The organism is Pseudomonas sp. JQ36 (assembly GCF_053851495.1).
Window position 1 is genome coordinate 2,646,647 of record NZ_CM132642.1, and the last position, 11,658, is coordinate 2,658,304.

An 11,658-nucleotide genomic window follows, 5' to 3' on the forward strand; every position below is an offset into this window, starting at 1 on the left:
GCAACAGATCAATAATTGTCAGGATTTGCGACAACCTGTAGGGTCGCGTTTTTTGCGCTGTTTCGAGATCGATCATGCAGGATGCAACCCTTCCCCGCCCAGCCCTGCTGGGCATTGACCTTGGCACCACCAACAGCCTGATCGCCGTCTGGCAGGACGGTCAGGCCCGATTGATCCCCAACGCCCTCGGCGAGGTACTCACCCCGTCAGTGGTCAGTCTCGATGAAGATGACACGATTCTGGTCGGCAAAGCCGCCCGCGCTCGCCTGACCACGCATCCCGATCGCACAGCCGCTGCCTTCAAGCGCTTCATGGGCAGCGACAAGCGGATCGAACTCGGGAATCGCCACTTCAGCCCGGAAGAATTGTCGGCGCTGGTGCTCGGCTCGCTCAAACAGGACGCCGAAGCATTTCTCGGCTACCCGGTCTCTGAAGCGGTGATTTCGGTGCCAGCGTATTTCAGTGACGAGCAACGCAAGCGCACCCTGTTCGCCGCCGAACTGGCCGGCCTGTCGGTCACACGCCTGATCAATGAACCGACCGCTGCCGCGATGGCCTATGGGCTGCACGAGCAAAAGTTCGAGCGCACATTGATCTTCGATCTGGGTGGCGGCACCTTCGACGTCACGGTGCTGGAATACGCACTGCCGCTGATCGAAGTGCACGCCTCTACCGGCGACAACTTCCTCGGTGGCGAAGACTTCACCGATGCGCTGTTGCAAGCCTGCCTGAAAAACTGGCAACTGACCCCGTCAACGATCGATGCTCAAGGCATGGCCAGCCTTGGCGACGCGTTGGAGCAGCTCAAGTGCAAACTCGGCGAAGGCACCCAGTCATTGCGCTGGCACCATGCCGACCGGTCATTTGAATGGTCGCTGGACGAAGCCGCCGCCGTGAAGATCTGGGAGCCATTGCTCGCACGATTGCGCGCACCGATCGAACAGGCTCTGCGCGATGCACGCCTGAAGCCTAGGGATCTCGACAGCCTAGTGCTGGTCGGTGGCGCCACGCGAATGCCAGCGGTGCAGCAAATGGTCGCCACGCTATTTGGACGCTTGCCGTATCGGCATCTCGACCCGGACACCATCGTTGCACTCGGCGCGGCCACGCAAGCTGCGTGCAAGGCGCGTGATGGTGCGGTGGAAGAATTGATCCTGACCGATGTCTGCCCTTACACGCTGGGAATTGCGACCATGCGCGGCAACGGCATCGACGGTGCCTTTTCGCCGATCATCGAACGTAACACCATCATCCCGACGTCACGGGTGGAGCGCTATCACACCACCCATCCCCGTCAGGCACAGATCCGCATTGCGGTCTATCAGGGCGAACGGCCGTGGGTACGCGACAACATCCTGATTGACGCTTTCGATGTCGACTTGACGCCCTGCGATCACATTCAGGAACTGGATGTGCGCTTCAGTTACGACATCAATGGATTGCTCGAAGTCGACGTCACGCTGCTCGAAACCGGTGATCGCCACAGCCACAGTATTGACCGCAGCCCCACGGGGCTAGATGAACAGGCGCGAAGGGAAAGCCACAACCGCCTGTCCACACTCAAGGTCCATCCACGTGATGCATTACCCAACCGCACATTGCTGGCCCGCCTGGAGCGCGCTTGGATGCAGAGCCTCGGCACGCAACGCGAAAGCATTGCCGAATGGCTGCACAGGTTCACTACGGTACTCGGCGGCCAGCAACCGTCAGAGATTGCCAGCCACCGCTCGGAGCTCAACAAGGCGCTGGATCAGCTGCGCCTTTAGCCGTTGAGCCGGCGTAATGCGGCCTGCAGGCCGCCGGACAGCATGTCGCTACCACCGCTGTCCGGCGGCACGCCGTAGCGGTTGGGTAATTTATCTCCCGGAAAACCGAACAGCACCAATGGCAAAAATGGCAGGACCGGTGACAGCGCCATGCATATCAGCAACGTGGGTATGCCCCGGCCCATGTCGTGCAACCGGCGCAGAATGGCGCCGAGCAACAGCAGGACACCGAGTAACAGGATCAGAATGCCAGAGGCCGTGGTGCCACTGATCAGACCTGCCACCGGTGTAATCACCACAACCCCCAGAACCTGAGCGATAAAAGCCTTGCGCCCCAGCCGAGTCCCCAGGCGCCAGATCGCACCCGCCGGTACCGGCTGAATATCACTGTTAGCCAGCAGTAACCGTTCCGACCAGGACAGCAAGGCACACAATGCCAGCCGCAACCCGATACTGTTCTGCACGTCATCTTTGCCCCGCTGCAGCTGGCGCAGCACTCGGGTCTTCGGCACACCCGCAGCGCCATAACGAATCAACCCCTTGAGTGCATCCAGTGCCTCATACGCCAGCAGTTTGTCGACACCAAAATCCGACAACACCTTGCGTGGCGGCCACACCGGCTCGCCCTTGATCAAGCCGTCGCGAAAACCTTCGAACCAGTCGTCCTCACAACTGACCGCCGCGATCGACTGCAACAAGGCACGATGCTGTTCGGCGCCCAGGCTCGGGTCGTGATAGAGCACGCCCCAGAACATCAACAAACCCAGCAGATCGCCACCGCAGGCTTCCCGGTCGCTTTCGACGCAGGTGTAAAGCAAGGTATTGGCAGGCAGTCTGGCGCTGTCGAGAGCCTGTTGCACGCTGAACAATTGCTGCACCAACAAACCATGAACCGGATCATCGCCTTGCAGCCAGCCCAGTAAACCGTCGCAACTGCCTTGCTCACGCCGCAAGCGCTGCAACAGTGGCTGCAACCGAGCCAAAGGATGAGCAGGATTGAATGACAGGCGCTCCAGGCACTGTGCATCAATCAACTGCAGCCAACGCTCGGGCTGCTCCAGCAACGCCAGTAAAAACAGGGTCTGGGCACTCCATTCCCATGTGGCCTGCCCCAAGCCAACCGGCGGCAATTCAATACCGCGACGGCTCAACTGCAGCAGCAGATCGAGTTCGGACAAGTCGCAGTCGTCTTTGACGACGCTCAGGCTGAACGCTTCGGCCATTCGCTCCAGCGCGGCGGCGCTGTAGGGCCGCAAGCGTCGCAGCCACAAACGACAGACCTTGTGCGTTTCGCCTTTTGTCAGCACCTCGGGCAAGTTCCGCGAAATCGCGTCCGCCTCGCAGAACGCGTCCATCGCCTGCGCAATCGGGGCACTGCTCAACCAGCGCAGATGCTGCCCGGCCTGATATTTGAAACCGCTCAGCACCAGGCTTTCGAGCGCATCGACCGGCAGCGGCGCATCCAGAATCTGCTGCAGCAACGCCGAATCCCCTCGATGCAGCGCCCAGGCATGCCGGTACAGCTGCAGCAATCGGCTGTCGGCATTTTCGCCCAACAGCTGTGCTAACAATGGGAGTTCATCGCCCGTCACGCGGCAGTCGACAAAGCTCTGCGCCAGACTATCAAGCTGCAACTGCTCGACATCCAGCCAACGATTCAGCGTCTCCGGGCGTTGTGACGGACTGCCATATACTTGGCGTTCATCCCCGAGATCCTCTGGCCAGTCAGCGCAGTCCTGCAGACGATCGAATGCCTGAATCAGCAGCGGTAGAAAGGTCGGCTGTCGCTTGGCACACAGTTCCAGCAGACGGCTTTCGGCCATCGGATGACGATGTTCGTTCCACAGCCGGATCCAGCAAGGCAATGCCTGATCGTCCCGGCCCAACAAGCTGTTCTGACACGCCAACAAATACAGCCAGTCCACATCATCCGGCGCTGCAAGTTGCTGTTCGACACAGCACTGCAAAAATGTCGACGTACCAATTCCCGCTTGAGTGAACTGCACCAGCAAGCGCTTGATGAACACAGCATCATCCGGCAACGGCAGGCAAGTGTGCTGACTGGCGAAGTCGGTGAACTCATGGAGGGGGCGCTGAGAGAAGATGAAGTCGAGGCTACGGGCGTACCACAGCGATTCAGTCTGCGCCGCCTCTGACCAGGCGCTCATCAGATCCGTGTCGAATGGGTCGGGCGTTTCGATTCGCTGCAGAAAGGCTTCCACCCGATGTGCATCATCGAACTCCAGATCCAGCAACAGTTGATCCCAGGCCATACGCTTGGCTAACAAGTTAGCGCAACGGTAGGACAACGGTCCGGCACCCGCCATCCGGTGGTAGAGCCCCCATCTGAGTTCATCGAGCTCATCCAGTGACAATTCATCCAGTGCCTGGACAAATGCCTGCCACGCCGCGAACTTGAACCGCCGCGCGGGATCGTCAAGCAGTTCGCAGAAATCCACGAACGCCTGCGGGACCTCGAGGACATTCTGCTCTGAGTCTTCGACCTCGGGTTCGAGTTGTTCCACCTCGTCTTCCCGGGCCAGTCGCAGGGCGTTTTCGTAAGCCATGCGCAACGCCTGAAAGCCCTCCGGATCGGTCTCTGGATGATGCGCCGGCAGGCGTGCGCGGTAGGCATTGCGAATCAGGTTTTCGTCAGTAGTAGGCTCGATGCCCAGTCGGATCCAGCAACTCATGACCAGTCGAACTCCTTGAGCGATGCCGGCCGTGGCGGCAGATCGATTTCCATGTGCCAAGGCAAATCGGCCAGAAAGTGCGGAATGTTCTGCGCAAGGCCACGGGTAATCCGCAGGTTGTGGGCGCTGTTGCCCTGTCGGTCCAGCTCGCAAGCCAACTCGTCATCGCTGGTGCTCAGGCAGCTCCAAAAGGTCCGACCCACCACAAAACCATTGAAATAAGCCATCCAGCTGCCGTAGTGAAATTGTGCCCTGATGGCCAAGCGACTGTGCAGCCAATTGCTCTCGACAAGATCGATCCACTGATTGCGTACCGCACAACGCAGGAGAAACCCCATCCGCCCGTAATCCCAGGACAAAATCCCCCCGGGACCGCAGCTGCCGAACGTGCGGCTGGCGAATTCATGCAGGACACGCTCGCGGGGCTTCATTTCTTCGAGCAACGTCTGCCATTGACTCGGCAGACAACGCTGCCAAGCCAGATAGGCCCCACTGAGATGCTTGGCATGGCCGTCATCGGTCATCCATTCGAGCATGTCGAACAATTGCCGCCGATCATCGATCCCCCAGCTGTCTTTCAGATCGATGTATTGGTCATCGCAGAACGCGGGGTCGTCGTACCCAGCCCCGGTATTGAGCGCAGCCATTGGCGCAGAAAGGGCGCACAGCCAGCGCTGTTGAATCTCGTCCATGAAAAAGGCTCCAGGCCGACCGCCAAGGAGTGGGGCCGGCAAAACTGTGGCGGATTGTAGAGAAACCGCTGTCAGGGGCAAAGTCGAACAGCCCTTTTCTTGCGCCCACAAAAAAGGCCCCGACGGATCGGGGCCTTCATTCAGCGGCTCAGCGCCTGTTCAGGCATTTTGTGTCTGCACGTGAATCAGTGCTGCAGAACCGGCTTTTGCGCCCCGTTGATCGGGATGCGCTTGGCTTTCGCTTCTTCCGGGATCACCCGCAACAGGTCGATGCTCAGCAGACCGTTGCTCAGATCGGCGGCCTTGATCTCGATGTGATCGGCCAGGCGGAAGGACAGCTTGAAAGCACGCTGGGCAATGCCTTGATGCAGGAAGGTCACGCCTTCGTTGGCATCACGCTTGCCGCCACTGATGGTCAGCACACCCTTCTCGACTTGCAGTTCCAGGTCTTCTTCCTGGAAACCGGCGGCCGCTACGACGATGCGGTATTGATCGTCACCGTGTTTTTCCACGTTGTAGGGTGGGTAGGTGCTGCCTGGCTCGTTGCGCAGCGCGGTTTCGAACAGATCGTTGAAACGGTCGAAGCCCACCGAGGAACGGAACAGTGGTGCCAGGGAAAATGCAGTACTCATGGTTCAAATCTCCTGAAAACAATCAGCAAGTTTTTGTGTCTCCGCAACCCGAATTCGGCATCGCGTAACCCTTAGATAGGGACCGCCAAAATGATTTCAAGAGAGTATTTGCAGATTTTTTTCAGGCTGCGGCGGCGACCGGCAAACCGAGCAAACGCGAGACCTGGTCCGGCTCCGTCTCGCGACGCAGCACGGTAAACAGCTCGGTCGCCTCGGGATAATTGCGCGTCAGCATCGCCAGCCATTGCTTCAAGCGACCCGGCGATTGGCGTGCGGTCATCTGCGCCTTGGCTTGCAGCCAGAAGTCCTGGATCAGCGGCAGCAGCTCGGCCCAACTCATCTCGACCACTTCTTCACCGGCGCGCGCGGCAGCGATCTGTTTGGCCAGATCGGGGCGCGATACCAGACCGCGGCCGAGCATGATGTCTTCGACGCCGCTGATCTCGCGGCAGCGGCGCCAGTCCTCGACGCTCCAGATATCGCCATTGGCGAACACCGGCACCTTGACCACCTCCTGCACCCGCGGAATCCACTCCCAATGCGCTGGCGGCTTGTAGCCATCGACCTTGGTCCGGGCGTGCACCACGATGTGTTCGGCGCCGCCCTCGGCCAGCGCAGTGGCGCAGACCAGCGAACCGTCCGGGCTGTCGAAACCGAGGCGCATTTTCGCGGTGACCGGAATGTGTGCCGGCACGGCACGACGCACGTGCTCGACGATGGAGTTGAGCAGTTCCGGTTCCTTGAGCAGCACCGCTCCGCCCCGCGATTTGTTGACTGTCTTGGCCGGGCAGCCGAAGTTCAGGTCGATCACTTCCGAGCCGAGCTCGCAGGCCAGCGCCGCGTTTTCCGCCAGGCACACCGGGTCGGAACCCAGCAATTGCACGCGCAGCGGCACACCGGAACGGGTGCGGGCGCCGTTGAGCAGCTCCGGGCCGAACTTGTGGAAGTAGGCCGGGGTGAGCAACTGATCGTTGATCCGAATGAACTCGGTCACGCACCAGTCGATGCCGCCAACGCGGGTCAGCACGTCGCGCAGGATGTCGTCGACCAACCCCTCCATGGGCGCCAGGGCAATTTGCATGGGGAAAACACTACTCAGGAAGAAAAAACGTGCGGCAGTTTACTGGATATCGCAAGAAACCGCAGATCCCTTGTAGGAGTGAGCCTGCTCCCACAGGTATTGGGGTCTGCAGCAGGTTTTGTGGTTTATCGCGGGATCATTGTGGGAGCGGGCTTGCTCGCGAAGGCGGCGGACCAGTCAAATGAATGCTGACTGACACGACGCCTTCGCGAGCAAGCCCGCTCCCACATTAGAGCTGTACTGTCTCAAGTTTCTGGATCGCCGGGCCGTAACCCTCGATGAACTCCGCCGGCATGCGCTTGGGTTTGCCGCTGGACAGCTCGATGCAGACGAAAGTGGTCTGGGCACGCAGCAGGGTGGCGTTGTCGCTCGGGCGGATCAGCTGGAAGTGCCGGGTCATTTTCAGGCGCTGATCCCAATCGACGATCCAGGTCGCCAGTTGCAGTTCGTCGCCTTCGTAGGCGGCTGCCAGATAATCGATTTCGTGACGCACCACGGCCATCGCCCGATCCAGGCGCCGGTACTCGACCAGGTCCAGCCCCAGACGCTGCGAGTGACGCCAGGCGCAGCGTTCGAGCCAGGTCACATACACCGCGTTGTTCGCGTGGCCCAGCCCGTCGATGTCCTCGGCGCCTACTTGCAGATCAATGGTGAACGGCGTTGCCCGATCCCAGCCCATGCCCCACTCCCGGTCAGATTATTCAACCGGGACAGTGTAACGGATGTCAGGCCGATTGCCGCGCTTGAAGGCTGCGCCCCGCCAACAGTGATAACACGCCATCAACCACCCTAGGGTCGGCCAGCACCCGCTGGTGGCCGCCGCTTTCCAGGCGCAGCAGGCGACTGTCGAACCATGACTCGTGGATCAATTGCGATTCCTTGACCGAGACGAAGGTGTCGTCCTCGGCATGCACGATCAGGCCCGGCATATCCAGTTGATAGTGCGCGACATCGAGGGTAGCGGCGCGCATGCCGACCTCCTGCTCGACCTGGCGGATGAACGCCGAGCGTGCTCTGGGCGGCATGCCGACATAGCGAGCAAAACCGCGCAGCACGCCGAGGATTCGTGCGGGAGCTGCGATGCTGACCAGGGTTTCGGTGCGCAAGCCCAGTTGCACGGCAAGCATGGCACTGGCGCCGCCCATGGAGTGGCCGATGACGGCTTGAAGAGGAGGCAATTCGGCGGCCGCTTCGAGCATGGCGCGGGCGAACAGTACAACGTTGGCTGCACGCCCCGGCGAACGACCATGGGCCGGACCATCGAGGGCAACGACCGTGTAACCGGCCTCGACCAGCGCTGTAATCAACGCCGCAAACTGCGTGGGCCGCCCTTCCCAACCGTGCATCAACAGCACCGCCGGTCCCTGCCCCCAGCGCAGCGCCGACAGGCCGAAGCGCAGCGTGATGCGTTCGGAGCTCGCCAGCAGCGGCAATTCCCAATCGCGCAGTGGCAACGTGCGCGGCGTCATGAACGCCTGACGCATTTTGCTTGCTACTCGTTGCGGTGCAATCCAGCCCAAGGTGCCATTAACGCCACGAACCCACTTCAACGTGTTCATCGCTTTCTCCTCAGGCGTGCTGCCTTCAGGTCAACGCACCGCCGACTTGGCAGCGCGCAGCAATCGATCGGATAAATCGCCCGGGCCCAGCGCGCGTGCCAGCGCCAGACCACCCACCATCAACGCCACATCGGCCAATGCTTTGTCGGTGTCCTCGGGGCTGGACGCCAACTGCGCAATCATCAGTTCCAGGTGTTCGTTCAGCGCGATGCGGAACGACTCCGGCAGACGTCCCAGCTCACCGATGGAAGCCGGAATCGGACACGCGGCGTCGCTGGAATCCCGATGCTTGCGTGACAGGTAGAACGCTGCGACCAGGGCGCGACGCTCTTCGCCGGTCAGCTCGGAATCCATGTCGGCAATCAGGTCGCGTCGACGGCTGAGCAGTTGTTTGAACGCCTCGAGCATCATCGCGTCCTTGCTTTCGAAGTGCGCGTAGAAACCACCAACGGTCAGGCCGGCGGCGCCCATCACTTCGCCCACGCTGGGATCCGCCGGGCCACGCTGCATCAGTGCGGCGCTGGCAGCCTTGAGGATGCGTTCGCGGGTTTGAGCTTTTTTATCGTTCATCGTTGCCTCCGAATATTACGACTAGAATATTATTCGCATAATAATATTCCGCAAGTCGAGGATATGACCGCTGGTCTGAAGCACAGTGTAAGGAAAAAGGAGAATTGGCCAAACGCCAGACAAACAAAAGGGCCATTCAATAATTGAATGACCCTTATAAATCCCGCAGAGCGGGTAATCGTGGCGTCCCCTAGGGGACTCGAACCCCTGTTACCGCCGTGAAAGGGCGGTGTCCTAGGCCACTAGACGAAGGGGACACAAACCCTTCTATACAGCTGATCAGTGCTGAGATCTGATCTGATTCAAGGCCGGTGTGGCCAGACCTTGAACTGTAAAATTGGTGGAGCTAAGCGGGATCGAACCGCTGACCTCCTGCATGCCATGCAGGCGCTCTCCCAGCTGAGCTATAGCCCCGGATTTTTCGCCTCGCGGCGGAGCGACATCTTGCAACATCGCTTCTGTAAAACTGGCGTCCCCTAGGGGACTCGAACCCCTGTTACCGCCGTGAAAGGGCGGTGTCCTAGGCCACTAGACGAAGGGGACGCAAACCCTTCTATACAACTGATCAACGCTGAGTGTTGATCGCTTCGGAGCCGGCGTGGCCAGGCTTCGAAGTGTAAATTGGTGGAGCTAGACGGGATCGAACCGTCGACCTCTTGCATGCCATGCAAGCGCTCTCCCAGCTGAGCTATAGCCCCTCATCGTTGATGTCATCGCTGAGGACGGGGCGAATCTTAAGGGCGTATCGAAAGCCTGTCAAACTTATTTTTGAAAAATTTCAAAGTTTTTTGTCGGCATAACAATCACTTACCGCCCTCCCCCCGAAAATCCGGGAGGTTTACGCACACCGCCGACCTGTAGGGGCTGGCGCAGGCTGCAATCTTTTGCCGTTGGTCTTTAGAAGCAAGAGCAAAAGATCGCAGCCTTCGGCAGCTCCTACAGGGAATCACAACTGCTTAGGCTATGGCGCCCAGCAGCTTTTCCCACTCTTTGTTTTCTTTCTTCGACACGCCGCCCAGCAGGTCAATCGCTTGGCGCAGACGGAAACGGGTCAGGTCCGGGCCGAGGATTTCCATCGCATCGAGCACCGATACCGAACTGGCCTGCCCGGTAATCGCGGCAAACATCAGCGGCATCGCATCGCGCAGCTTCAACTCGAGGGATTCGACCACCGCCTGAATTGTTGCGGTGATGCTGTCCTTCTCCCACTGACGCAGGCTTTCGAGTTTCCACAGGATCAATTGCATCAGCTGACGCACCTGATCACCGGAAAGCTTTTTCGACTCGAACAGCTTGGCATCCGGGTTCACGCCACCAGCAAAGAAGAAGCCGCCCAGCGGTGCAACCTGGCTGAAGGTTTCCACGCGACCCTGAACCAGCGGCGCGATCTTCATCATGTACTCGGAATTAAACGCCCACTTCTGCACACGCGCGGCGAACTCCTCCACCGGCAGATCACGCAGCCACTGGCCGTTGAGCCACGACAGTTTCTCGATGTCGAAGATCGGCCCGCCAAGGGACACACGCTTGAGGTCGAAGTTGTCGACCATTTCCTGCAGCGAGAACTTCTCGCGCTCGTCGGGCATCGACCAGCCCATGCGACCGAGGTAGTTGAGCATCGCTTCCGGCATGAAGCCCATGCGCTCGTAGAAGGTCACCGAAGTCGGGTTCTTGCGCTTGGACAGCTTGCTCTTGTCCGGGTTACGCAGCAGCGGCATGTAGCACAACTCCGGCTGTTCCCAGCCGAAGTATTCGTACAGCAGAATCAGTTTCGGCGCCGACGGCAGCCATTCTTCGCCGCGCAGCACGTGGGTAATGCCCATCAGGTGGTCGTCGACCACGTTGGCGAGGAAGTACGTCGGCAGGCCGTCGGTCTTCATCAGCACTTGCATGTCCATGCGATCCCACGGGATCTCGACATCGCCGCGCAGCATGTCCGGCACCACGCAGACGCCTTCGGTCGGCACTTTCATGCGGATCACGTGCGGTTCGCCAGCGGCCAGACGGGCCGCGACTTCTTCCTTGGACAGCAGCAGCGCGCGGCCGTCGTAACGCGGGGTTTCGCCGCGCGCCATTTGCTCGGCGCGCATCTGGTCCAGTTCTTCTGCGGTGCAGAAGCATGGGAACGCGTGACCCATGTCTACCAGTTGCTGGCAATACTTCTGATAGATATCGCCACGCTCGCTCTGCCGGTACGGGCCGTGCGGGCCGCCAACGTCCGGGCCTTCGCTCCAGTCGATCCCCAGCCAGCGCAGGGCGTCGAAGATCTGCTGTTCGGACTCGCGGGTCGAGCGCAACTGGTCGGTGTCTTCGATGCGCAGGATGAACTCACCGCCATGCTGCTTGGCAAAGCAGTAGTTGAACAATGCGATGTAAGCGGTACCTACGTGGGGGTCCCCGGTAGGCGATGGCGCGATGCGAGTGCGGACGGTGGTCATGGCATGTCTCGAAAAGAATGAAAAGCAGAACAATCAAGCGGCGAATGGTAACAGGCGACACCCGCCCCGCTCCAGCGGGCAGGGCATTTAAGCCAAGTTTGCGGCTGGAACGCCCATAGATCGTGGTGAAGGGCCGAATCTCAGCCATCGGCATTTACCGTTTATCGGCGGTATGCCAGATTCAGCCCCTGATAACTTTCCTTACAATTCCTTGACTACAGTTTGCC

9 protein-coding genes and 4 tRNA genes are annotated in these 11,658 nt (G+C 60.0%); 1 reads left to right on the forward strand and 12 read right to left on the reverse strand.

From position 1 onward, the window contains the following. The first annotated feature begins 74 nt into the window (after positions 1-74). Positions 75-1,766, forward strand: a complete 1,692-nt coding sequence (locus tag ACS4NR_RS11725; RefSeq protein ID WP_456020172.1) for an Hsp70 family protein — start codon at positions 75-77, stop codon at positions 1,764-1,766. Here the strand turns inward: ACS4NR_RS11725 and ACS4NR_RS11730 are convergent. The 12 genes from ACS4NR_RS11730 to gltX all read right to left on the reverse strand — a co-directional run bounded on the left by ACS4NR_RS11730 (position 1,763) and on the right by gltX (position 11,431). Further along, positions 1,763-4,459 (reverse strand): DUF805 domain-containing protein, encoded by a 2,697-nt coding sequence (locus ACS4NR_RS11730; RefSeq protein ID WP_456020173.1) that lies wholly within the window; start codon positions 4,457-4,459, stop codon positions 1,763-1,765. The two genes, ACS4NR_RS11725 and ACS4NR_RS11730, sit on opposite strands and share 4 nt — an antisense overlap. Continuing rightward, on the reverse strand, positions 4,456-5,151 hold the full coding sequence (locus tag ACS4NR_RS11735; protein WP_456020174.1) for a DUF1266 domain-containing protein: 696 nt from the start codon (positions 5,149-5,151) through the stop codon (positions 4,456-4,458). Before ACS4NR_RS11735 ends, ACS4NR_RS11730 begins: the two co-directional genes overlap by 4 nt. 185 nt (positions 5,152-5,336) lie before the next feature. Further along, positions 5,337-5,783 carry an Hsp20 family protein gene (locus tag ACS4NR_RS11740; protein ID WP_108183245.1) on the reverse strand — a complete coding sequence of 149 codons (447 nt, stop codon included), beginning with the start codon at positions 5,781-5,783 and terminating at the stop codon, positions 5,337-5,339. Positions 5,784-5,904: 121 nt separating this feature from the next. Next, positions 5,905-6,864: a tRNA dihydrouridine synthase gene (locus ACS4NR_RS11745; protein ID WP_456020175.1), complete on the reverse strand. Its 960-nt coding sequence runs from the start codon at positions 6,862-6,864 to the stop codon at positions 5,905-5,907. Between the two features lie 229 nt (positions 6,865-7,093). Continuing rightward, the gene (locus ACS4NR_RS11750) at positions 7,094-7,543 is read right to left on the reverse strand and encodes an acyl-CoA thioesterase (RefSeq protein WP_103484401.1); all 450 of its coding nucleotides are present in this window, start codon (positions 7,541-7,543) and stop codon (positions 7,094-7,096) included. A 46-nt stretch (positions 7,544-7,589) separates the two neighbouring features. Then, complete coding sequence (locus tag ACS4NR_RS11755; protein WP_456020176.1) at positions 7,590-8,423, reverse strand: alpha/beta fold hydrolase; 834 nt, start codon at positions 8,421-8,423, stop codon at positions 7,590-7,592. A gap of 30 nt (positions 8,424-8,453) precedes the next feature. Beyond that, entirely contained in the window at positions 8,454-8,993 is a 540-nt protein-coding gene (locus ACS4NR_RS11760) for a TetR/AcrR family transcriptional regulator (RefSeq protein WP_007969225.1), read from the reverse strand. A 181-nt stretch (positions 8,994-9,174) separates the two neighbouring features. Then, positions 9,175-9,250 (reverse strand) — tRNA-Glu (locus tag ACS4NR_RS11765). Positions 9,251-9,331: 81 nt separating this feature from the next. Continuing rightward, positions 9,332-9,407: transfer RNA gene (locus tag ACS4NR_RS11770), tRNA-Ala, on the reverse strand. A 53-nt stretch (positions 9,408-9,460) separates the two neighbouring features. Beyond that, positions 9,461-9,536, reverse strand: a tRNA-Glu gene (locus tag ACS4NR_RS11775). A 79-nt stretch (positions 9,537-9,615) separates the two neighbouring features. Further along, positions 9,616-9,691: transfer RNA gene (locus ACS4NR_RS11780), tRNA-Ala, on the reverse strand. Between the two features lie 258 nt (positions 9,692-9,949). After that, positions 9,950-11,431, reverse strand: coding sequence for a glutamate--tRNA ligase (gltX, locus tag ACS4NR_RS11785; RefSeq protein ID WP_003226448.1), 1,482 nt, complete (start codon positions 11,429-11,431; stop codon positions 9,950-9,952). Positions 11,432-11,658 lie beyond the last annotated feature (227 nt).